We start from the raw sequence: 23,349 nt of genomic DNA, 5'->3' as shown, positions 1-23,349 counted from the left end.
ATTAAATATAGGAGTTGCCACATCATATTGCAGGAGCCTGCCCGGCTCCTGCGGATTTCGGAGACTGCAGCGCTCTAGCCAGGAACGATCGGCCCTCTTCCGACGGCGATAGCTCGAGCACAACGCTAATTGGTCGTGGCCGCCCGCCGCTGAAACAGCCCAAGCCCAAGGACAGCCGCCAGCACGCACCCGACGCCGCCGATGTGGTATCCGGAAAGCGGCTCACCGAGCACCACAAAAGCCATTAACAGCGCAGAGACCGGCGCGACCGCCGTGAAAAGCGACGCCTCAACACCACTCACACGCTCCGCTCCCGCGTACCAGAGAATGAAGCCGGCAACGGTCGGCACCAGTGCGTAATAGATAACCGCCGACGTCGCGCCTACTGGAAATGTGTTCGGCACCCCTTCCACCCCAGCGGTCACTACCATGGCAACGACGAAGCCGATCCCCGTCATCAGCGCCGATTGCGTCAGCGCCGGGATCGGTGAACTGAGGTTCTTGTTCAGGAGTATGAACAGGCTCTCGCAGACCACGGCTCCAAAAACCAACGCGTTGCCAAGCAGAGAGCCACTCCCTGCATCGGGCGAAAGAGCAATGAAGAGAACGCCGATTGCAGCCAGCGCGATTGCGAGCACCATCGATGAATCAGGCCGTTCGCCGAGAACCACAACGGAAAGGGCACCCGCCACAACCGGCAGCGTTCCGATGATGACACCCGCGTCGGCGGCCGTGGTCAGCTTCAGGCCCGAGATCAGCAATGTTGTGTAGCCAACGCTACCCGCACCGGCCTGAACGACGAGGATGATCCAGTCACGAGGCGGCAAGCTCGGCAAGCGCGTCCGGGTCAGGCGCATCAGCAATAGAAAGAATGGAAAGGCTGCGGCGAAGCGCAGCGCAGTCGCGGTGAATGGCGGCATACCAGACGCGATGACCCGGCTTGCGACGACCGTGCTGCCAACGGTAATCATGGCCAAAGTCAGATAGAGGTAACCCTGCAAGTGTCGCTGCATCATCTTCTCCTGTTTGCGCAGAAGAAAAACGAAAACCGCCTGGCGATCTTGTATGAAATTGCAGGCGCAGTCAGGCGACCGCATTCGCATAGGCGCGTGGAGAGACGCCATACTTGCGCACGAACACCCGCGTCATGTGGCTCTGGTCGACGAAGCCGCTGCCAACGGCAGCTTCCGCCAAGGGCGTGCCGCCGGCAATTAGACGTCGGGCAAGATGGATGCGGCGCTGAACCAGATAGGCATGCGGCGTCATGCCGGTCGCCTTGGCGAAGCCTCGCAACACCTGAAACCGGCTCAGCCGACTTGTGCGGGCAAGGTCGGACAGCGAGATCGAGGCCGTCGGATCGCAGTCAATCAACTCCTTGGCCCTCAGGATGGACAGAGGAGCCGCCTGCCCATCCCCTGGCGCTGCTTCCGCGACAACACGAGCGACGAGTTCAAGAAGTGCTTCCTCACGCTTTAATCCATGCTCGTCCGCATTGGTCACAAGCGAGAAGGCCGCGTCGAAGTGCATGGCGATCGCTTGGTCATGCAGGACCGGATGAGAAATCTCGACAGCCGATCGTCGTCCCTCGGTAATCTCGCACACGTAGGCAGCGATCATATCGGGATCGAAGTAGAGTATCCGCCAAGACCGGCCCTCACCGATCGGCGTGCCGTCATGCACTTCATTCGGGTTGACCGTGATGATATCGCCAGCACTCGCCTCGACCATGCCGCGACCACTCAGGGACTTTTGCGCACCTGACGAAACCAGCCCGATGCCGAACTGCTCATGCGTATGGCGCGCGAAGCTTTGGTTGCTATCGGCCGCGACCGCCTCGATGCCGGGGATGGCTGACCTGAACATGCGAAATTGATTGCGAGCCATGTGCGCTTCCGAGCGAACGACGCATAGTGCCAGCGTAGGCCACTGAAAACAATGCGAAGGTGGGGGGCGAGCGCGTCAGCGATCAATGCCCGTGGCTGATCAATGGATCGTTTCGCAAAGATCGTCGCCGGCAAGAATCGCAAAAACGTCCTCAAGCGCGGCGACCAGGATGTCGGTAAGCTCGTCCCCGCGATTCTCGACAAAGGCAGCCTTGGTTGCTTCATCCTGTCGTTCGAAGAAGCGCTCGATTTCGTTCGACATTTCATTGTCCTTTCACGCGCCACTGACATGTGGCGATGAGGCAAAGCTATCCCGGCTGTCTTGTGCCGAACTGGAGCCAGTTTCGCAGCGGCCTTTCCCACAGTCAAAAGCTTGGAAGCCCTCGACTCTTCCATTGGCTCTTCGGAATCGGATTTCCCACGTCGTAAGCAAAGGATACGACCTTTGTAGCATCGGCATCGACTTCGCATCGAAAGCTTAGATCATACCAGCGGGCACTGGCACGGAATGCAACTCCCCTCAGTTCAAGGACGGTTCCCTGCGCCAATCCAGCGCGCGGTACCATTTCAGGGCTATACCCCGGCGGCGAGTGTATCAATTGCTGACGCAGCTCCGAACTGCACAGTTCGGCCACACGAGCACGGCGCGGCAGATCACCCATTGCGGTTCGCGCCACCGGGTCGTTCGTCATGTTCTGCGAGAAGAGTGTCTTCGCCTCCGTCAGTTCGATCGGCTTGTCCGCCCGGGCAGTTGCCGTCGCATCGGGTTTTGCGGCAGCAGGCGGTTTTTGCTGCTCGAAGCTCGTCTTGGCCTCGCTTTCGGCTCCGGCGGCAGGGCCGTTCTTCTCGGCATGGCTATCCGCCAGGTCGACCTGCGGGAGTTCGACATCATCAGGAACCGGATTGGCCAGCGGGTCCTTACTTTCAGGTGCCTTGGCCGCCTGTGCCGTTTCCTCCGACTTCGCCTGATCCTCCTGGGGCGCAGGCTTGGTCTCCGGTAAAGGCTTCGGCGTATCCGACTTCACGCCGGCGGCGGACGCATCTCCCTCAGTCGATTTTTCCGGTCCGGTATCCTTGTCGCCAAATTCCGTCACGGGCCGCAGCACCGGCAGGGGCTGCGGCTTTGCAGCCTGCTCCTTGGATTGGGCATCCTTTGCAGTTGCTTCCGGAGGCTTTTCCGGCGGCTTCTCTTCTGGCGCCTTTGCCTGCTCGGGCGGAGGCGGAGGCGGCGGTTGCTCAGCCTTCTCTTGCTTCGGCGGTTCCGGGGGCTTCTCAACCGGCTTTTCTTCCGCCTTCTTCTCTTCCGGCTTAGGCTCTTCGGGCTTGGGCTCCTCCGGCATCTTCAGCTCCGGCGCCTTCTCCTCGGGCTTCTTCTCCTCAGGCGGCGGCACGAGGTCGACACTGACCGTCTCCTCCTCCGGCTGGGGAGCAGGCACGGGCAGCTTCACGAGAAAGAAGGCGACGACGGCAAGGTGCAACAGCACGGAGGCCACGATGCCCCAGCCGAATACGCCCCACTTCTTCGCCGAAACCTGCTGCATACCTATGAACGATGCCCTACGCCACGCTACGGATGTGGCCTTTTAAGAAGGCATCATCAAGCCGTAAAACAAAAAAGCCTCTTGTCGCACGGACGCGACCGCGTCCGTGCGACCCATCATCCACATCTTTGCAGTGGTTGCCCTGGGCCGTGCCGCCTCCCAAGGCTATCCGAGCGACCCTATGATCTCGCGGTAGGCGGCCTCAGGAAATGCCTTCAACGTTCGCGTGCGCACATTGCCTGCCGTCGCAAGCTGCAGGGTGAACCGTGCCATCACAGCATCGTCCGGCGCCTCGCAGACGGCAACCATGTCGTAGTCGCCCATCGTCAGAAAGAAATTCTTGAAGGAGCCGCCCATATCACCGAGCGCCTTCTTTGCTGCGTCCAGTCTCTTTGCCGAGTCGCGTGCAGTGCGAATGCCTTGATCTGTCCAGTTGATAAGCATGACATAAGTGGTCATTGCACACCTCCACACGGAGGGTTTTGGCCCTACGCAACAGGCTATGGCGACCTTCGCTCATGCGCTGTGGTCGGTCCTGTCCCCCGTGGAATGTACCTTACTCCTGTCCCCATTCGACAACAAGAAACACCGTGGCCCGCGGACGCGCGCCAAAAGCAAAAGCCGGGCACAAGGCCCGGCTTTCGGATGCATTTGGTCGAAGATGGAAGCTTAGCTGTCCAGGAAGCTGCGCAGTTTGCGCGAGCGGCTCGGATGCTTCAGCTTGCGCAGTGCCTTCGCCTCGATCTGGCGAATACGTTCGCGGGTGACCGAGAACTGCTGGCCGACTTCTTCAAGCGTGTGGTCGGTGTTCATGCCGATACCGAAGCGCATACGCAGGACGCGCTCTTCGCGCGGCGTCAGCGATGCCAGAACACGCGTCGTTGTCTCGCGCAGATTCGCCTGGATGGCGGCATCGATCGGCAGAAGTGCGTTCTTGTCCTCGATGAAATCGCCGAGGTGTGAATCTTCTTCGTCGCCCACGGGGGTTTCGAGCGAGATCGGCTCCTTGGCGATCTTCAGGACCTTGCGGACCTTTTCGAGCGGCATGGCGAGCTTTTCGGCCAGTTCTTCCGGCGTCGGCTCGCGACCGATTTCATGCAGCATCTGGCGCGAGGTACGAACGATCTTGTTGATCGTTTCGATCATGTGCACCGGAATACGGATCGTGCGGGCCTGGTCGGCGATCGAGCGGGTGATCGCCTGACGGATCCACCACGTCGCATAGGTCGAGAACTTGTAGCCGCGGCGGTATTCGAACTTGTCGACCGCCTTCATCAGGCCGATGTTGCCTTCCTGAATGAGGTCGAGGAACTGCAGGCCACGGTTCGTGTACTTCTTGGCGATGGAGATGACGAGGCGAAGGTTCGCTTCGACCATTTCCTTCTTGGCGATACGTGCTTCGCGCTCGCCCTTCTGCACCATGTGCACGATACGGCGGAATTCCGAGATCGAGATGCCGGTTTCGGTTGCGAGATTCTGGATCTCCTGGCGGATGTCGCGGATCGTCGTGTTTTCGCCCTTGGCGAATTCCTTCCAGCCGCGTGCCGCCAGATTGCCGATCGACTTCATCCAGTTCGGATCGAGCTCGGCGCCCTGATACTGTTCGAGGAACGAGTCACGCTTGACGCCGTAGGATTCAGCCAGACGCAGCAGGCGGCCTTCGTTCTGAACGAGGCGCTTGTTGATGTCGTAGAGCTGCTCAACGAGGGCATCGATGCGGTTCTGGTTCAGCGACAGAGACTTGACGGCCTTGATGAGCTCATCCTTGAGTTCCTTGTAGCGGCGCTCCTGGGCGGACGACAGCGTGCCGGTGGCAGCGAGACGCTGCTCGACCTGCTGGTCCTGCAGCTTGCGCAGCTTCTTGTAGGTCTCGGCAATGATGTCGAGCGTTTCCATGACCTGCGGACGCAGTTCCGCTTCCATGGCGGCGAGCGACAGGTTGGACTCGTCTTCGTCCTCTTCTTCCTCTTCCGGAGGCAGGCCCTCGCCGCCGACATTGGTGATGTCGTCGTCGCCGGAGCGAACACGGCGCGTCTTTTCCTTCTCCTCGGCGGCTTTGCGGTCAGCCTCGATCTTCTCGGGGCTCTGGAACTGCGGCGCAGCCTTGGCTTCCGGACCGGAATAGGTCGTTTCGAGATCGATGATCTCGCGCAGCAGCGTCGTGCCTTCGTTCAGTTCATCGCGCCAGATGATCAGCGCCTGGAACGTCAGCGGGCTCTCACAGAGGCCACCGATCATTGTCTCGCGGCCGGCCTCGATGCGCTTTGCGATCGCAATTTCGCCTTCGCGCGAGAGCAGTTCCACCGAACCCATTTCACGCAGATACATGCGCACCGGATCGTCGGTGCGATCAGTCGGCTCTTTCTTCTTGGCGGTCGCAAGAGCGGTGCCGCCGGAAGGTGCGAGCTCGCCGCCTTCGCTTTCCTCGTCGGAGCCGGAATCATCATCGTCGCCGCCGGCAGTGGCTTCCTCGGCTTCTTCGTCCTCGATGACGTTGATGCCCATGTCCGACAGCATCGACATCGTGTCTTCGATCTGCTCGGACGTCACTTCTTCGGACGGCAAAACGGCGTTCAACTCGTCCATCGTAACGTAGCCGCGCTTCTTCGCGGCCTTGATCATCTTCTTGACCGCGTCATCGGAAAGATCGAGAAGAGGGCCGTCGGTGCCGCCGTCGCGTTCGACTTCCGCTTCTTCGTTCTCTTTGACCTTCGTTGCCATTTATGTCGTCGCCTTCCTGACGCTATTCAAACTCGCCGCAGTGAACGGCCGTGCGCAGCCGATACGCCGCAAACGACCGTCTCGAATCACCTAGTCCCACCTAATGCGATGAGATTTAATGCCTGATTAACCACGATTGCCGGCGCCGGACGACAGAACTTAAAAGTCATCATATGTCCGGCCATGGTTGTGCGATCCGCCCTTGACCCAGTTCACCGCTTTCCAAGTTGAACGGTGATTCCCACATTTTTTGTTCTCGTCAAGCTTTTCTAGCAAAAAAGCCTCAGAAAACCCGGAAAAAGCCTTATCCACAGGCCCGGAACCGCTCAAGCGATTGCCAAGCTTAGATAGGATGTCACCACAAGAAGACAAGAGCGGCCGGCATTCTTCTTAGGCGGCAAAGTTGCCGCCAAGATTCGTGGTGCCCGCTGCCAGTTGTTCGTGTTGGGCAAGCTTTAATGAGATTGCCCATCCCAGGGTTGGATCTCCAGACTTGCAAGATCGACCGCGGGAATGCAGCGGACGTTGATACAGGCCATCTCGGCGCCGTCAGGCATTTTGGCTTCCGCAAAAGGAGCGATGCCGCACGTGCCGCAGAAGCGGTGCTGGATCGTGTGCGTGTTGAACGTATAGGTCGACAGGTTCTCGCGGGGCGTTTTCAGGGTGAACTTGTCGCGCGGCACGAAGGCCAACAGTCCCCCGCGCCGCCGGCACAGCGAGCAATTGCAGTCGAGAGCCGAAGTCAACTCTCCCTCCACTTCAAATTCGATTTTGCCGCAATGGCAGCTTCCTTCGTAAAGCATCGATCCTCCTCAGTTCCAATCCATAACGACCTTGCCCGAGTTGCCCGAGCGCATCGCCTCGAATCCTTCCCGGAAATCGTCGATTCCAATCCGGTGCGTGATCACGGGCGACAAATCCAGCCCGCCTTGCACAAAGGCAATCATCTTGTACCAGGTCTCGAACATCTCGCGGCCGTAGATGCCCTTCAGATTAAGCATCTTGAAGATGACTTTGTTCCAATCGATCTCGAAACCGGCGGGCGCAATGCCGAGGATAGCGATCTTGCCGCCGTTGTTCATCTTGTCGATCATGTCGCGAAAAGCCGGTGCTGCCCCGGACATTTCCAGCCCGACGTCGAAGCCCTCGGTCATGCCGATCGACTTCATCACATCAGCAAGGTTCTCCTTCGAGGCATCGACGACATAATCGATGCCGAGTTTGCGGGCGAGATCAAGCCGATGCGGGTTGATGTCGGTAATGACCACCTTGCGGGCGCCCGATCGCTTGGCGACCAGCGCTCCCATAATGCCGATCGGCCCGGCGCCGGTGACAAGCACATCCTCGCCGACGAGGTCGAAGGAAAGCGCCGTGTGCACCGCATTCCCGAACGGATCGAAGATCGCGGCGATCTCATCGGGAATATCATCAGGGATCGGCACCACGTTCGCCTCGGGAATGCAGACGAACTCGCCGAAGGAACCGGGACGGTTGACACCGACGCCAAGCGTATTGCGGCACAGATGCCCCCTGCCCGCGCGGCAGTTGCGACACTTGCCGCAAACGATGTGTCCCTCGCCGGAGACGCGCTCGCCGACATGGTATTTCGTGACGGCCGAACCAATTTGCGAAATCTCGCCGCAGAATTCGTGGCCGACCACCATCGGCACCGGAATGGTCTTCTGCGCCCACTGGTCCCAGTTCCAGATATGGACATCGGTGCCGCAGATCGCGGACTTCTTCACCTTGATCAGCACGTCGTTCGGCCCGACCTCGGGAACCGGGACATGCTCCATCCAAAGCCCGACTTCCGGTTTCGTTTTGACCAGTGCCTTCATCATGTTCGACATGATCTTACTCTCCCAAACCCTTTAGATGACACCGAGTTCGCGGCCGGCTTCCGCGAAGGCCGCGATCGTCCGTTCGACGTCGGCACGCGAATGCGCTGCCGACATCTGCGTGCGGATGCGCGCCTGTCCCTTCGGCACGACAGGGAAGGAGAAGCCGATCACGTAGACGCCCTTTTTCAACATCAGCGCCGCCATATCCTGCGCCAGCTTGGCGTCACCGAGCATGACCGGAATGATCGGATGTCCCTCACCCGCCAACGTGAAGCCGAGCTTCGTCATTTCGGAGCGAAAAAGCGCCGCATTGGCTGCCAGCCGCTCGCGCAGCGCATCGCCGTTCTCGATGAGATCGAAGACTTTGAGCGACGCAGCCGCAATGACTGGCGCCAGCGTATTCGAGAACAGGTAGGGGCGCGACCGCTGCCGCAACCAGTCGACGATTTCGGCCTTGGCCGAGGTATAGCCGCCGGAGGCACCGCCGAGCGCCTTCCCGAGCGTACCGGTGATGATGTCGACCCGACCCTCGACCCGGCAATGCTCGGCCGAGCCGCGTCCGTGCTTCCCGACGAAGCCGACGGCATGGCTGTCATCGACCATGACCATCGCGCCATACTTCTCGGCGAGATCGCAGACGCCCCGCAGGTTGGCGATGATGCCATCCATCGAGAAGACACCGTCGGTGGCGATCAGCTTGAATCGGCTGCCTTCGGCCTTCTTCAGCTCTTCCTCCAGTGCCTTCATGTCATTGTTGGCGTAGCGGAAGCGCTTCGCCTTGGAGAGGCGCACGCCATCGATGATCGAGGCATGGTTCAATGCATCCGAGATGATCGCGTCCTCCTCGCCAAGCAGCGTTTCGAAAAGCCCGCCGTTGGCGTCGAAACAGGAGGAATAGAGGATCGTGTCTTCCATGCCGAGGAAGGAGGAAATGCGCGCCTCAAGCTGCTTGTGCTCCTCCTGCGTGCCGCAGATGAAGCGCACCGAAGCCATGCCATAGCCATAGCGGTCGAGCGCCTTCTTACCGGCCTCGGCAAGCTCCTCGTTGTCGGCGAGCCCGAGATAGTTGTTGGCGCAGAAGTTCAAAACCCGCTCACCGGAGGCGACGGCGATCTCGCCGGCCTGTTTCGACGTGATGACACGCTCGGACTTGTAAAGCCCGGCGTCCTTCAGTGCAGCAAGTTCGGTGCGGAGGTGGGAGAGGAATTGCGAGGTCATTTGATGGCCCTTCTCGTGTTGTTTCCCGATGCCCTGCACTAGCACATAGCCAAGCGCCTGTCTTGCCGTCGTCAACGCCCGGTTTCGCGCGCGTAGACCGTCAAGGCGTATCCAGCGACTAGTCGTCGTGACTGAGGATCACATCGAGAAACGCATCGCCATATCGTTCAAGCTTCGATTGGCCGACACCCGAGATGCCGAGCATCTCCTTGTGCGTCCGCGGCCGCTCGGTCGCAAACGCAATGAGTGTCGTATCGGGAAAGACGACATAAGGCGGCACGCCGAGCGAACGCGCGATCGCCGTCCGTTCCGCGCGCAAGGCTTCGAAGAGCACGCCATCTCCGCCGGATAGAACGGAGCGACGCTCGACCTGCGCCGTTCGCTTCGAACGCCGTTCCGCCGCCGGTCGATCCTTGCGGAAGAAGACCGACCGTTCGCGCTTGAAGACGGCGCGGGCCTCCGGCTCGAGCTTCAGGGCGCCAAACGCCTCATGGTCGACGCGGACCAGTCCCATCGCAAGCAGTTGCCGGAATACCGATTGCCATGTACGGGCCGCCAGATCGTTTCCGGCCCCGAAAACCGGCATCGTCGTGTGGCCGAAGCGTTCCGTCTTCTCGTTGACGTTGCCGAGCAGCACGTCGACCACGTGCCCGGTGCCGAACCGCTCGCCCGTTCTGTAGATCGCCGCAAGCGCCTTGATGGCTGCCTCCGTCCCGTCCCAGGTTTCGACCGGCTTCAGGCAGGTGTCGCAACTGCCGCACTTGCCCGCATGGGTTTCGCCAAAATGCGCGAGGATCGCCTGGCGGCGGCACGAGGCGGTCTCGCAAATCGCCAACAGGGCGTTCAACTTGGAGCGCTCGACGCGCTTGATTTCGTCGGCTGCACCACCCTCGTCGATCATCCGGCGGCGCTGGATGACGTCGGCCATGCCGTAGGCCATCCAGACTTCGGAAGGCAGGCCGTCACGCCCGGCGCGGCCTGTCTCCTGATAGTAGGCCTCGACCGAGCCAGGCAGATCGAGATGTGCGACGTAGCGCACATTCGGCTTGTCGATCCCCATGCCGAAGGCGACGGTAGCGACGAGGCAAAGCTCATCCTCTTTCAGAAAGGCATCCTGGTTGGCATCACGAAGCGCCCGGTCCATGCCGGCATGGTACGGAAGCGCCCGAATGCCCTGCCCGTTCAGCCACTCCGCCGTATCTTCAACCTTGGCGCGGGACAGGCAGTAGACGATACCGCTGTTGCCTTTGTGTCCGGAAAGAAACCGCAGCAACTGCTGGCGCGGCTGGTCGCGCTCTACAATTTCATAGGAAATGTTCGGGCGGTCGAAGCTGGTCGTGAAGACCTTGGCATTGTTCAGCGCCAGCCGTTCGACGATATCGTCGCGGGTGTGAGGGTCGGCCGTCGCCGTCAGCGCGATGCGCGGCACCCCGGGATAGTGTTCGGCAAGCCTGCCGAGTTCGCGATATTCCGGACGAAAATCATGGCCCCACTGAGAGACACAGTGCGCCTCGTCGATGGCGAAAAGCGAGATCCGCGCGTTGCCGATCGTATCGCGAAAGCCATCCATGAGAATGCGCTCCGGCGTGACGTAGAGGAGATCGAGCCTGCCTGCAGAAATCGCCCGACGGACCTCGATAAACTCCTCGCGTGATAGCGCGGAGTTCAGTGCTGCCGCCCTGATGCCGAGCTGCTTCATCGCCTCCACCTGATCGCGCATCAGCGCGATCAGCGGCGAAACGACGATCCCTACGCCCTCGCGGCAGAGCGCCGGAATCTGGAAGCAAAGCGACTTGCCGGCCCCCGTCGGAAAAAGAACCACCGCATCGCCGCCAGAGACGATGTGCTCAACCACCTGCTGCTGCTTGCCACGGAAGGCGGGATAGCCGTAGACGCGGTTGAGAATGCCAAGCGGCGAACGCTCCGCACCGAACAACGCATCGCCAGCGGAAAATTGCCGATCTGCGGAATCCATCAGTGGCTCGCCGCTCCCTTGACGCGGCCGGAGAGCACGCCGAAACCGTCGATAATGGCTTCCTGGTTTTCGAGGCGAAGTCCCTCGAAATGGACCTCCTGCAGTGCGCGCATCAACTGGTCGATCACGTCGCCGTTGCCCGCCTCGGTCGCCTCGGCAATCTCGCGCTCAAGCTCGATCTTCTGGAAGCGCAGAGCCTTGGCGCGCTTATGGAAGGCGAGCGCCTGGCGATATCCTTCGCGCGCATCCTCCATTGCCGCCTCCGATGTGGCAATCCAGAGGCGGGCATTGCGGATCTGCTGTTCAAGCCCCTGCAGCAACGGGCCAAAGCCCTGCTCTTCCATACGCTCCAACAGATACTCGCGGGTCAGATGCGGTCCGGCGACGGCGGCCGCAGCCCCGAGCATGACAGACCAAAGCCGCTGCAGTTCGCGGTTGTCGTAGTCGATGGAGGCGATCTCGTCATACTCGTCCTGCATCAATGCAGGATGATTGATGACCGTCAGCGCCAGCACGCTTTCCCGCAAGGCCGGGGTTTCCTGATGTCCCTTCACAAGCCCGGAACGTGCGAGCCGGTCGGAAATGCCGCCGCCGGAAAGACGCGGACCGCGCGGTCCCTCGTTGCCGCGACCGCGGGATTGGCCAGCACCGCGATCGAAGCTTCGCCGCTCATTGCCGCGATTCTGGAATTGCGGCTGAAAGAAGCCATTCAGGCGGTCGCGCATATCCTGCTGGTAGTGGCGACGCACATTTTCATCGGCAATGACGGCAACCAGCTGCTTCAGCCGTGCTTCGAGTTCTGCCTTGGCCTCAGGCGTCTCGAACTGCCCGGTATTGATCTCGCGGCTCCAGATCATCTCAGCCAGCGGCTTGGCCTGGCTCATCACCTTGTCGAAGGGCGCCCGGCCTTCATTGCGCACAAGATCGTCGGGGTCCTTGCCGTCGGGCAGCAGGGCAAAGCGCACGGTGCGCCCCGGCTTGATATGCGGAAGCGCCAGATCAGCGGCGCGATTGGCGGCGCGAATGCCGGCGCCGTCGCCATCGAAGCAAAGCACCGGCTGCGGTGTCATCTTCCAGAGGAGTTCAAGCTGGTTTTCGGTTAGCGCCGTCCCGAGCGGCGCCACGGCATTCTCGACGCCGGCCTGATTGAGCGCGATCACATCCATATAGCCTTCGACGGCAATGATCGTGCCCTCACCGTTGGCACCCTGTGTCGCCCGGCGGGCGCGCGCGAAATTGTAGAGCACATTGCCCTTGTGGAAGAGCTCCGTTTCGTTGGAATTGAGATACTTGGCCGGCGCATCCGGAGACATGGCTCGCCCGCCGAAAGCAATCACCTTCTCACGGGACGACAGGATCGGGAACATGATCCGGTCGCGAAAGCGGTCATAGGAGACCGGCACATCGGGACCATGGACAACCAGGCCGCAAGCCTCGATCTGCTCCTTGGTGACGCCGTTTCCCGCCAGAAACTCCTTCAGCGCATTGCGGCTGTCGGGCGCGAAGCCGAGCCGGAAGGTCTCGATCGTGCGCCCCGTCAATCCGCGATCGCGCAGATAAGCCCGCGCCCGCGCGCCGTTAGCGGCCTGCAACTGATCCTGAAAGAACTTGGTCGCGAGCTCCATCACGTCGAGAAGCGACGTGCGCTCCTTTTCACGCTTCTCCATGACTGGATCGGCAACCGGCATGGCAACACCCGCCATGTCGGCGATCTGCTGCACGGCCTCCGGGAAGCTTAGCCCCTCCAGATCCGTCAGGAACCGGAAGTGGTCGCCTGTTACGCCGCAGCCGAAGCAGTGGTAGCGCCCCTTGCGATCCTCACAGTGAAAGCTCGGCGACTTCTCGCCGTGAAACGGGCAGCAGGCCCAATAATCGCCGCGCGAGACGTTGGTCTTACGCTTATCCCAGCTCACACGACGCCCAATCACGTCCGAAATCGGCACGCGATCGCGTATCTCGTCGAGAAAGGAATTGGAAAAGCGCATGTGAACCTCTTAACTGCGGTCCATATAAGCAGGTTCATCAGCACATGCCACGGCATTTGGCCAAAGGACGCGCTATTCACAGGGGCCCACAACCTTGGAAATTCTCTAGGGATGGGTGTTCAAAAATGCGTTACCACCCCTGCGACAGGGGGTGCGACACTGAAAGCCGCACCCGCGTTCTGCGTGTATGCGAGGCTAGCGTTCCAAACGCCCATTTCTTGCCAATCGTCAAAAATAGATGACAGAACAATAGCTTCGCAATTGCGCCAACGGTGACCGACTATCGCGACGCGACAGCCTACCACACCAATGACACACATAAGGCAGCCCCCGGCGCCAATCATTATTTTTTTGTAATTTGAATCACTTGCCGCGTCGCAATAACTTCAAGGCCGACACAGCGATCCCCGTGCGAGGCACCATCCCTACCCCCGGCGCCGCCTCGCAAGGGTGTCTTTGCAAGTAACCGGTGGCTTGGATCTCGGTCCTGCGTCGCCACCGGAAGCAAAGAGCAAGAAGGCAGGAGCACCCCCAGCTCCTGCCTTCTTTAATTTCACCCAGAAGTTTCAGGTTCGATATTTCCGCCTCCATCAGCGTCCGTTGAAGGCATTGACAGTTATCGCCCAATGCCTAATGAAAGCGACCTATCGGGATGGTCGAATGCCACATAAAGTTGAAGATTTTTTAGAGAGCGACGCCTTCTTCGTGGCCGTGCTGCATTGCGCCCGCGAAATGCTGACAATCTATCGCGAGAGTCCGCGCATCGCGTCGATCTTTGCCGCGCAACAGCGCTGGCTGATGGCGCATGCCGGCTTCGCCCTTCATTTCGGCTACCCGGGCGAACCGAAACTCGGCCTCTATTCAGGCCGCTTTATCGCCTTCGTCGTGGCCAACAAGATTGCAAGCCGAAACACCGCCGCAGCCTTCATCCAGGAAATGCTTGCCTACCGGTTCCTTCGTCCGGTCGACAGTAGAAGCGACAAGCGCACACGCCTGCTGGAGCCGACAGAAACCGCCCACGAACACTTTTTCAGATGGCTCGCCACTCATCTTTTCATTCTCGACAGTCTGGACGGCGGTAATCGGCTGGACCGGATCAACGCCGACCCGGCAGCCTTCTCCAGAATACAGCCGCTGATTTCCAAGGCGATCATCGATAGCGACGCCGTGCGTGACCCCGGCGCAACCTACAGTCTGTTCAACTGGGCTAATTCCGGCGGCCTGATCATGGACTACCTCATGAGCCGTATCGACAAGTTCGATCGCAGCTCGGAACGGGCTTACATCGGACCCCTGCCGCTCAAGGAAATCCGTAACCAGTTCATGATCTCCAACACCCACCTGAAACGCCTGCTGACGCAGGCGTCCGAAATGGGAAGCATCGGCTGGACCCAGCCGCCCTATAAGGGCGACACCTGGATATCGCATGCCTTTGTCATGGAATATTGGGGATATCAGGCGGCAAAATTCGCCGTTATCGACGCCGCCGCGGAGGCGGTGCTGGGGCCCGCCGCCAGAAAGACGGCGAGCCTGCGCTGATCAGTTCAGCTGTTCCTTGACGGCTCCGGAGGCCTTGGAGAAATCCATCTGGCCGGCATAGCGTTCCTTCAGAACGGCCATCACCTTGCCCATGTCCTTCGGGCCGGCGGCGCCGATCTCGGCGATGATCGCCGCAATGTTGCCGCGCACTTCCGCGTCGGAAAGCTGCTTCGGCAGGAAATCCTGCAGCACGGTGATTTCGGCACGCTCCTTGGCTGCCAGTTCCGGACGTGCATTTTCTTCGTAGATCTTCGCCGATTCGTCGCGCTGCTTCACCATCTTGGCGAGGATCTGCAGAATCTCGTCGTCACTGGCGGCCTCCTTGCCGGCGCCGCGATTGGCGATATCCCGGTCCTTGATCGCGGCCTGAATCAGGCGAACGGTCGAAAGCCGCTCGGCGTTCTTGGACTTCATGGCATCCTTGAGGGCGGCGGCGAGTTGATCGCGCAACATCATAATCACTCCTGTTTGAATGCCGCTTCATAAACCACGCGAATGCATGGGATCAAATAAATTGCGGAAAATGCCAGGAGAAAGCGCGAGAAAACCGGCAGAACGTGCGGTACAAAGATTGACCTTGCGCAATAGCGTGGGTATTTACCGCCACCTGCACCAAAAATTCGTGATCAGGCCTGAGAGCGCGTGCCTTGCCGCGCGCAAATGCTTGCGAACCAAATGGCCGGCCAACGTTACCCAAGGACGTGTGGCTGCCGGAAACGGGATGAAGATGACCGCGACAGCACCCTGGACAACCGAAAAGCCGACTGCCCTGCTCGTTCTTGCAGACGGAACCGTCATTGAAGGCAAGGGCATCGGTGCGACCGGCAAGGTCCAGGCCGAGGTGGTCTTCAACACTGCGCTGACTGGATACGAAGAGATCCTGACGGACCCCTCCTATCTCGGCCAGATCGTCACCTTCACCTTCCCGCATATCGGCAACATCGGCACCAACGACGAAGACATCGAAGACCTGACGCCGGCAGCACGCCATGGCGCGGTCGGCGTCATTTTCAAAGCCGACATCACCGATCCGTCCAACTATCGCGCCGTCAAGCACCTCGATGCCTGGTTGAAGGCTCGCGGCATCATCGGCCTTTGCGGCATCGACACGCGCGCGCTGACCGCCTGGATCCGTGAAAACGGCTCGCCGAACGCCGTCATCGCCCACGATCCGAACGGTGTCTTCGACGTCGAGACGCTGAAGGCGGAAGCCAGGGCCTGGAGCGGCCTCGAAGGCCTCGACCTCGCCAAGGTCGCTTCGTCAGGCCAATCCTCGCAGTGGGCTCAGACCCCCTGGATCTGGAATGAAGGCTACGGCGAGCTTGCGCCCGAAAATGCCAAGTACCACGTCGTTTGTCTGGACTACGGCGTGAAGCGCAACATTCTGCGCCTGTTTGCCGGCCTCGATTGCAAGGTCACAGTGTTGCCGGCTACGACGAGCGCCGAGGACGTGCTTGCGATGCAGCCCGACGGCATCTTCCTGTCGAACGGCCCGGGTGACCCGGCCGCAACAGGTGAATACGCCGTTCCGGTCATCCAGAAGCTGATCAAGACCGACATCCCGGTCTTCGGCATCTGCCTCGGTCACCAGATGCTCGGCCTCGCGCTCGGCGCCAAGACCGAGAAGATGCACCAGGGCCATCACGGCGCCAACCATCCGGTGAAGGACCACACCACCGGCAAGGTCGAGATCGTCTCGATGAACCATGGCTTCGCGGTCGACACGAAGTCTCTGCCGGATGGCGTTGAAGAGACTCACGTTTCCCTGTTCGACGGCACCAATTGCGGCCTGCGGGTATCGGGCAAGCCGATCTTCTCGGTGCAGCATCACCCGGAAGCCTCCCCCGGTCCGCAGGACAGCCACTACCTCTTCCGCCGCTTCGTCAATCTGGTGCGCGCAAAGAAGGGCGAGGAAGCCCTCGCCGAACGCTGAGACGCAATCATTTCATCGTTTCGAAAGCCCGCCTCTGAGCGGGCTTTTTGTTTTTGCAGCTGTTGCGCGTAACGACGGCCGCCGCCACGCGATATCCGTTTGAATAGTGTCGAAAGTGCTGATTTACTGAGCATCGGTCAGGGAGGCAGCCAGCCATGAGATGCTTGGTTCTAGCAGTTGCGTGCTTGCTCCCGACGGTATCTCTTGCCGCCGGGCCCGTGAAGGTCGATGCAAAGGATTACAGCTGCGCACAGCTCGCGCAGATTATCCGGCAATCCAAGAAGGTCTATGTCCGCCTCGGCTTCGGGGGCCGCAACTTTCGCTATCCGCCGGCCCAATGCGGTCCCGGGGACAAGCTGAGTACTGCCAGTCTGCGTGACCGTACCGGCAAGCAGTGCCTGCTGGACTACGCCTGCGTCAATGATCCGATGTCGATGTATAATTACTAGCCATTGTGCTGGTCCAGGCTGGCAGGACGCGCTCGTCGGGCGCCCTCGTCATCCATTCGTTTGGCTTGAGAATGCCCGCTCTAGAGCCCAGCCTCTAACTCAAATGTGGAATCCAGATAGATATTGATACGGTATTCCTTGTGGCATCGGCTTTTTGGGCGGTGAATCTTGCCGGGAATATCTCCGCGAAACTTTCTTCGCATCTCGGATCGAGCCAGACGAGGTTAAAGCAATGATTTCCAAGCGAGCGGCCATCGAAGCCGATAAGTCCTTTCTTATCTGGCTTGAAGAGACTTGCATGCGTGAATACGCCGTTGCGCTCTGGGGCGCGTGGTCGGAGGATTTGAGCGTGCGGAACTCTATTGTGGGCTGCCAGATCATCGCCGACGACGACTACGATGTCGGTTGTGTCACTGTTGAGAAGCACTTCGACCATCTATGGCTCGATGAATTATTCATCGCGCCAACATTTCAGCGACGGGGAATTGGTTCGAAATTTCTACTGAGCCTTATATCGGACGCCGAAGAACTTGAACTTCCAGTACGCCTAAGCGTCCTGACCACCAATCCGGCCGTGGACTTTTACCTGCGACACGGATTCCGAGTTCATCAGGAAACGACAGAGAGACGATACCTTGTAAAGCAACCTTTCTCTTCATAGCACGCTGGCCCGGACCCGCTTATCTATTCACCGTTACGCCGATGGATTCGATGCCAAAGTCGCGGGAATTCTAACTTTGGCGTCGGAACTGCGCGCTGAACTTTCCCGTCGCAAAATCCACTCTCAAAGGTCAAGTCTCGGGACAGACAATTTGCGACAGAAAGTATCCCACAGGTCAGTTCGGGCCTGGGCTTTCGAGCGAGCATCTTTGTTTCAACCCATTGACCTCAACTTAACTTGAGGAATTACACCCGCCTTTGCGACATCCAAAGCAAAGGAGATAAGAATGAACGGAGCGTTTTACCGGATCGACAAGTTTGCTGTTCCGGAGGCTGCGCGCGAGGAATTCCTGATGAACGTCTTGAAAACGCACGAAGTCCTGCAGGCACAGGAGGGCTTCATCAGCCATCAGGTTCTGGAACAGGTGTCGGGCCCGGGCGAATTCAACTTCGTGACGATCGCCCAATGGGAAAGCGCTGAGGTAGTCGACCGGGTGAAGGCCGTGTTGCAGGCTGCCCATCGCGCCCGAAACTTCGACCCGCAGGCGCTGTTTCAACGGCTCGGCATTCGCGCCGACATTGCCAACTACAAGCCGATCGCAGCTTGATCCCGAATGGCCGGCTAGACGCCGGCCATGTTCTTTTCGCGGCGGAGAAGCAGATAGAAGCGTCCGCAAAGCATCACGGCTGCCGCCGCAAGCCCGACCAGGAATCCGAACCAGATGCCGATGCCGCCGAAGCCAAGCGGGAACGCAAAGGCCCAGGCGAGGAAGAAGCCGATCGGCCAATAGGCAATCAGCGCCAGGATCATCGGCACACGCGCATCCTTCAGACCGCGCAGCAGGCCATTGGCGATCGCCTGCAGGCCATCGACCAACTGGAAGAGCCCTGCCACAACGATCAACGGCCCGGCATAGGCAAGCACCTGTGGCGCCTCCGGCAACTTCGTATCAAGGAACCAGCTTCCCAGGAACTCAGGCGCAACGGCAAACAGGATGCCACCGACACCCGCGATCAGGCAGGCGATGACGACGACTGCGATCGAGGCCCGAACAATCGCCGTGTAATCGCCCTGCCCGTGCGCCACGCCGACACGAACGGTTGCCGCCTGCGACAAGCCGAGCGGGATCATGAACGCGATCGAGGCCCATTGCAGAGCAATACCGTGGGCCGCAAGCTCGATCGTCCCGATATGGCCCATCAGCAACGAGGCAACCGTGAAGAGGCTCACTTCGGCCAGGATCGTGACGCTGATTGGCAGACCGAGACGCACGACCTCCCAGAATGCCTTCCAGTCGGGACGCCAGAACCGCACGAAGATCTCGTAGCGGCGCGTGTCCGCCCTGCTCTGCACGTAGCCGAGGATGAACAGGAAGCCGGCAGTCTGTACGACCACTGAAACGATCGCCGCACCTTCCAGCCCCATCGCCGGAAAACCGAAATGCCCAAGCACCAGCGCATAGGCGAAGAAGGCATTCAGCACGAGCATCGTGATCGTCACATTGAGAATGACGGCGGCGCGACCGATCGCACTGACCAGCGCGCGCATGACGTTGTAGAGCAGGCCAGGCAACACGCCGAATTGACCGATCAGGATGTAGCCATGCGCCAGCGCCGCCACCTCGGGCTTCTGCCCGGCGGCAAGCAGGATCCGCTCGGAATTGAAGAATGCCGGCAGCATGATCACCCAATAGGCGAGCACGACCCAGAGCCCCATGCGCAGCGACCGGCGTACGCTGACGACATCGCCTCTGCCGTAGGCCTGCGCGACCATCGGTATGACGGCGATCGCAAACCCCGAGCCGAAGACGAGTATCGTGAACAGGAACTGCGCCGAGAGCACCATGGCGGCAAGATTTTCGGCGCCGAGGCGCCCCACGATCATCACGTCGGTCGTGTTGATGCCGAGTTGGGCAAGCTGTGCGCCGATCAGCGGGATGCCGAGCGCCAGCGTGGCGCAAAAATGCGCAGCCCAATGGTTATCGGTTTTCGGCGCAAGCTTGCGCGCGTCGATCGGCGTGTCCATGACACCAGTCCTGTAATTGAATCGCTGATTGGCCGCAAATTGCGGCAACGTAATCAGGAGGGCTTAGATCAAAGCCCGGCAAAGAACTACTCAAAACTATGCAAATGATGAAAAATTCATCATCGCATCACAAATCCTGATAGCTCATTCTGCCGGCTGCTCTACCACCTTAGCCGTCTTGACGGTACGGACCTTGGCGAGAAACGCGATCGCTGCAATCAGGATGATAATGGCCGCCAGCAGATACGGCGCACCTGCAAAGCGCACCGGCGCTTCTGGCCCCGTAAAGTAGCCGAACATCTGCGTAAAGATGAGTGGCCCGACGATCGTGGTGATGCTGCTGAGGCTTGTGAGTGCCCCTTGCAACTCGCCTTGGGCTGACGGCGGCACCTTGCCGGCCGCAATGCTTCGCAGCGGCGGGTCGGCAACGTTTTCCATGACGGTCAGCACGATCACCGCGTAGACCATCCAGCCCTCCCAGGCAAAGGCGTAACCTGTCAGCCCGACGACGGAAAAAGAAAGACCAAGGACTGCTGTCTTCCACTCACCGAGCACCGGCACGATTTTCGGCAGGACGACCCCCATGACGAAGGCAGCGCCAATACCATAGATACCTAGCGACAGCCCGATCTGCCCCTCGCTCCAGCCATAGCGATAGGTCGACACGAAGGACCAGACAGCGGGATAGACGGCATGCGCCAGCCAAAAAAGGAACATGACCGCGCAGATCGGCCCAATGCCGGCGTAGTTTCGCATCTGCTTCAGAGTGCCCAACGGATTGGCACGCTTCCATTCAAACGTCCGGCGATGCTTTGCCTCCAACGTCTCGGGAAGCATGAAGTAGGCAGCAACGAAATTCGCAAACGACAGAGCCGCAGCCCCAAGGAATGGCACGCGGGGACCGAACTCGCCGAGGAAGCCGCCGATGACGGGACCGATCGTGAAACCGACGCCGAACGCAATGCCGATCAAGCCGAAGTTCTTCGCCCGATTATCATCATTGCTGATATCGGCGATGTAGGCGGAACAGGTCGCAAAGCTGCCGCCACTGAACCCGGCAAGGGCGCGACCGATGAAGAGCATCCAAAAGCTCGTCGCCACCGCGCAGATGAAGTTGTCGATCGCAAACGTCAGCACTGACAGAAGCAGAATCGGTCGCCGCCCGAAGCGGTCGCTGAGATTGCCGAGGAATGGCGCAAACAGGAATTGCATGACCGCGTAGACGACGAGCAGCCACCCACCGTCGAGTGCCGCCTCGCTCACGGATCCCCCGGTCAATTGTTCGAGGTAGGCCGGCAACACAGGCATGATGATCGCGATCCCGATCACGTCGAGAAACAGGATCATGAAGACGAGGAAAAGGCCACGGCGAACGAATTTCGGATCGAGCATCAAACATCTCTACAGCAGGTTGTTTTCTGAAAAGACGATCTCGTCGCCGGTCATGTTACATAGCTCACGCATTTCAGGAAACAATCCGTGAACATTTCAAATCTTTTGATAGGCTCACGACTTATGTTGATCGAGAAGCGGAACAAACGGCGATCTTAGCCTCTTTCCGCTGCTCGCCTTTGACGAAGTCGACGAAGGCCCGAAGTGCGGGCGGCATGTGCCTGCGGCTCGCATAGTAAAGAAAGGGGCCGGAGAATTCCGTCACCCATTCCTCGAGGATCGGCACCAGCGCTCCCGTCTCCATGGCAGGCGTCAGGGCCTCCTCGAAGGTCCGGATGACGCCGAGTCCTGCGACTGCGGCCGAAACTTGCATGTCGATCGCGTTGGCAATGATCGGCCCCTTCGGCGTAATCATCAGCGTCTCGTCGCCCCGCTCGAACTCAAAGGGCAACGCAGCACCGCTGTGGAAGCGATGCCGGACGCAATCATGCTCGAGCAGGTCGCGCGGGTGACGCGGAACACCGCGCCGCTTCAGGTAATAAGGCGCGGCCGCCGTGACATATCGTTGCCTGCGAGGTCCGATTGGCACTGCAATCATGTCGCGCTCCAACCGCTCGTCATAGCGGATACCGGCATCGTAACCGGCCGCCAGCACGTCAACGAATGTATCCTCGCCGATGATATCGAGCGAGATTTGCGGATAGCGCCTGAGGAAACGGTTGGCGAGATCGGGCAGAAAAAACCGCGCTGCAATTGTCGGCACATTGAGGCGAAGTGTCCCGCTCGGACTATCGCGAAAACTATCGAGTTGCTGCAGGGCCAGGGAGATCTCGCAAAGGGCAGGTGTAAGACGCTCCAGCAGCCGCTCGCCCGCTTCCGTCGGCGTAACACTGCGGGTCGTCCGGTTGAGCAGGCGAACGCCGACCCGCTTCTCCAGCCGCCGCAGCGAGTCGCTGAGCGAAGAAGCCGAGACACCGCGCTTGAGGGCAGCGGCGCGAAAGCTGCGCTCCCTTGCAATGGCCGTGAAGGCATCCAAATCATTGAGGGGAAGATCTTCCACTGTGCATTTTTCCGTACAGGCCGTTCGCATCGATACGGATTATCGCACGACGCCAGGCGCGGTAAAACCACTCCCAACGATCAACACCGACACGACGAAGGAGACCGAAATGGAAAAGCATCGTTTGGGAAAAACCGGGCCCATGGTGTCGGCCATCGGCCTGGGCTGCATGGGGATGTCCGGCATGTACGGGCCATCCGACCGTGGTGAAAGCATTGCGACGATTCACGCCGCCCTCGACGTCGGCATCAATCTGCTCGATACCGGCGATTTCTATGGCATGGGCCACAACGAAATGCTGATCGGCGAGGCGCTGAAGGGCCGCAAGCGGGACGACGTCGTCATCAGCGTCAAATTCGGCGCCCTGCGCGATCCAGCCGGCAACTGGAGCGGTTACGATTCCCGACCGGCGGCAATCAAGAACTTCCTTGCCTATACGCTAAAACGCCTCGACGTCGACTACATCGATGTCTACCGCCCTGCCCGGCTCGATCCCAGCGTTCCAATCGAGGAAACGGTGGGCACGATCGGCGACATGATCAAGGCAGGATATGTAAGGCATATCGGTTTGTCGGAAGTCGGCGCGGAGACCATTCGTCGCGCCGCCAACACCTATTCGATCTGCGACCTGCAGATCGAATACTCGCTGATCTCACGCGGCATCGAGGAGCAGATCCTGCCGACCTGCCGCGAGCTCGGCATCTCCATCACCGCCTACGGCGTTCTCTCTCGCGGCCTGATCAGCGGGCATTGGCAAAAGGGGCAAGGACGCGGCGCAGGCGATTTCCGCGGCATGAGCCCGCGGTTTCAGGACGGCAATGTCGATCAGAACCTCGCGCTCGTCGAGGAACTGCGCAAGATCGCGGACGCAAAGCGGGTTTCTGTCGCTCAGATCGCCATAGCCTGGGTGGCCGCTCAAGGGCAGGATATCGTGCCTCTCGTCGGTGCGCGCAGACGCGACCGGCTGACCGAAGCACTCGGTTCGCGCGGCGTGCAATTGTCGGCCGAGGACATGACTACTATCGAAAGAGCCGTACCGAAGGATGCCGCAGCCGGTGCCCGCTATCCCGACGCACAGCTCAAGCACATGGACAGCGAGAAGTGATGATGGCCAGCCTCTCCGCAC

The 23,349-nt window shown here is 60.0% G+C and carries 21 protein-coding genes; 6 read left to right on the top strand and 15 right to left on the bottom strand.

Features of this window, described 5'->3' with window-relative positions; genetic code table 11:
- Positions 1-125: 125 nt before the first annotated feature.
- The 11 genes from ATY80_RS27205 to dnaG form a co-directional block, all read right to left on the bottom strand.
- Positions 126-1,013, bottom strand: a complete 888-nt coding sequence (locus ATY80_RS27205) for a DMT family transporter (RefSeq protein ID WP_088695424.1) — start codon at positions 1,011-1,013, stop codon at positions 126-128.
- Positions 1,014-1,083: 70 nt separating this feature from the next.
- The gene (locus tag ATY80_RS27200) at positions 1,084-1,884 is read right to left on the bottom strand and encodes an AraC family transcriptional regulator (protein WP_088695385.1); all 801 of its coding nucleotides are present in this window, start codon (positions 1,882-1,884) and stop codon (positions 1,084-1,086) included.
- A 99-nt stretch (positions 1,885-1,983) separates the two neighbouring features.
- Positions 1,984-2,145, bottom strand: a complete 162-nt coding sequence (locus ATY80_RS29150; protein ID WP_189637277.1) for a hypothetical protein — start codon at positions 2,143-2,145, stop codon at positions 1,984-1,986.
- Positions 2,146-2,248: 103 nt separating this feature from the next.
- Entirely contained in the window at positions 2,249-3,424 is a 1,176-nt protein-coding gene (locus ATY80_RS27195) for a DUF930 domain-containing protein (RefSeq protein ID WP_088695384.1), read from the bottom strand.
- 165 nt (positions 3,425-3,589) lie between these two features.
- On the bottom strand, positions 3,590-3,883 hold the full coding sequence (locus ATY80_RS27190) for a GYD domain-containing protein (protein ID WP_088695383.1): 294 nt from the start codon (positions 3,881-3,883) through the stop codon (positions 3,590-3,592).
- A 210-nt stretch (positions 3,884-4,093) separates the two neighbouring features.
- Positions 4,094-6,145, bottom strand: coding sequence for an RNA polymerase sigma factor RpoD (gene rpoD, locus ATY80_RS27185; RefSeq protein WP_088695382.1), 2,052 nt, complete (start codon positions 6,143-6,145; stop codon positions 4,094-4,096).
- Positions 6,146-6,600: 455 nt separating this feature from the next.
- The gene (locus ATY80_RS27180) at positions 6,601-6,948 is read right to left on the bottom strand and encodes a GFA family protein (RefSeq protein WP_088695381.1); all 348 of its coding nucleotides are present in this window, start codon (positions 6,946-6,948) and stop codon (positions 6,601-6,603) included.
- Positions 6,949-6,957: 9 nt separating this feature from the next.
- Complete coding sequence (tdh, locus tag ATY80_RS27175; protein ID WP_088695380.1) at positions 6,958-7,995, bottom strand: L-threonine 3-dehydrogenase; 1,038 nt, start codon at positions 7,993-7,995, stop codon at positions 6,958-6,960.
- A gap of 21 nt (positions 7,996-8,016) precedes the next feature.
- A complete protein-coding gene (locus ATY80_RS27170) occupies positions 8,017-9,204 on the bottom strand; it encodes a glycine C-acetyltransferase (RefSeq protein ID WP_088695379.1) in 1,188 nt (395 codons plus the stop codon).
- A 118-nt stretch (positions 9,205-9,322) separates the two neighbouring features.
- Positions 9,323-11,179: a DNA helicase RecQ gene (gene recQ / locus ATY80_RS27165; RefSeq protein ID WP_088695378.1), complete on the bottom strand. Its 1,857-nt coding sequence runs from the start codon at positions 11,177-11,179 to the stop codon at positions 9,323-9,325.
- Positions 11,179-13,164 (bottom strand): DNA primase, encoded by a 1,986-nt coding sequence (gene dnaG / locus ATY80_RS27160; RefSeq protein ID WP_088695377.1) that lies wholly within the window; start codon positions 13,162-13,164, stop codon positions 11,179-11,181. The genes recQ and dnaG overlap by 1 nt, the downstream gene beginning before the upstream one ends.
- Before the next feature lie 660 nt (positions 13,165-13,824).
- On the opposite strand from dnaG, the gene ATY80_RS27150 reads away from it, so the two are divergent.
- Complete coding sequence (locus ATY80_RS27150) at positions 13,825-14,703, top strand: hypothetical protein (RefSeq protein WP_088695423.1); 879 nt, start codon at positions 13,825-13,827, stop codon at positions 14,701-14,703.
- On the opposite strand, the gene ATY80_RS27145 is transcribed toward ATY80_RS27150, so the two are convergent.
- Positions 14,704-15,156: a GatB/YqeY domain-containing protein gene (locus ATY80_RS27145; protein WP_088695422.1), complete on the bottom strand. Its 453-nt coding sequence runs from the start codon at positions 15,154-15,156 to the stop codon at positions 14,704-14,706.
- A gap of 274 nt (positions 15,157-15,430) precedes the next feature.
- On the opposite strand from ATY80_RS27145, the gene carA reads away from it, so the two are divergent.
- The 4 genes from carA to ATY80_RS27125 all read left to right on the top strand — a co-directional run bounded on the left by carA (position 15,431) and on the right by ATY80_RS27125 (position 18,353).
- On the top strand, positions 15,431-16,636 hold the full coding sequence (gene carA, locus ATY80_RS27140; RefSeq protein ID WP_088695421.1) for a glutamine-hydrolyzing carbamoyl-phosphate synthase small subunit: 1,206 nt from the start codon (positions 15,431-15,433) through the stop codon (positions 16,634-16,636).
- A 155-nt stretch (positions 16,637-16,791) separates the two neighbouring features.
- Complete coding sequence (locus tag ATY80_RS27135; RefSeq protein WP_088695376.1) at positions 16,792-17,085, top strand: hypothetical protein; 294 nt, start codon at positions 16,792-16,794, stop codon at positions 17,083-17,085.
- 232 nt (positions 17,086-17,317) lie between these two features.
- Positions 17,318-17,746 (top strand): GNAT family N-acetyltransferase, encoded by a 429-nt coding sequence (locus ATY80_RS27130; protein ID WP_088695375.1) that lies wholly within the window; start codon positions 17,318-17,320, stop codon positions 17,744-17,746.
- A 286-nt stretch (positions 17,747-18,032) separates the two neighbouring features.
- Positions 18,033-18,353 (top strand): antibiotic biosynthesis monooxygenase, encoded by a 321-nt coding sequence (locus tag ATY80_RS27125; protein WP_088695374.1) that lies wholly within the window; start codon positions 18,033-18,035, stop codon positions 18,351-18,353.
- 14 nt (positions 18,354-18,367) lie between these two features.
- Here the strand turns inward: ATY80_RS27125 and ATY80_RS27120 are convergent, their stop codons facing one another.
- The 3 genes from ATY80_RS27120 to ATY80_RS27110 form a co-directional block, all read right to left on the bottom strand.
- Complete coding sequence (locus ATY80_RS27120) at positions 18,368-19,771, bottom strand: MATE family efflux transporter (protein ID WP_088695373.1); 1,404 nt, start codon at positions 19,769-19,771, stop codon at positions 18,368-18,370.
- Positions 19,772-19,915: 144 nt separating this feature from the next.
- Entirely contained in the window at positions 19,916-21,163 is a 1,248-nt protein-coding gene (locus ATY80_RS27115) for a TCR/Tet family MFS transporter (protein WP_088695372.1), read from the bottom strand.
- A 121-nt stretch (positions 21,164-21,284) separates the two neighbouring features.
- Positions 21,285-22,223 (bottom strand): LysR family transcriptional regulator, encoded by a 939-nt coding sequence (locus ATY80_RS27110; protein WP_088695371.1) that lies wholly within the window; start codon positions 22,221-22,223, stop codon positions 21,285-21,287.
- 109 nt (positions 22,224-22,332) lie between these two features.
- Between ATY80_RS27110 and ATY80_RS27105 the strand changes: the two genes are divergently transcribed.
- Positions 22,333-23,328: an aldo/keto reductase gene (locus ATY80_RS27105; RefSeq protein WP_088695420.1), complete on the top strand. Its 996-nt coding sequence runs from the start codon at positions 22,333-22,335 to the stop codon at positions 23,326-23,328.
- The last annotated feature ends 21 nt before the right edge of the window (positions 23,329-23,349 follow it).

This window comes from Rhizobium sp. R711, assembly GCF_002211365.1.
GTDB lineage: Bacteria > Pseudomonadota > Alphaproteobacteria > Rhizobiales > Rhizobiaceae > Rhizobium.
The sequence above is the reverse complement of the archived record's forward strand: the minus strand, read 5'-3'. Positions and strand labels throughout refer to the sequence as shown.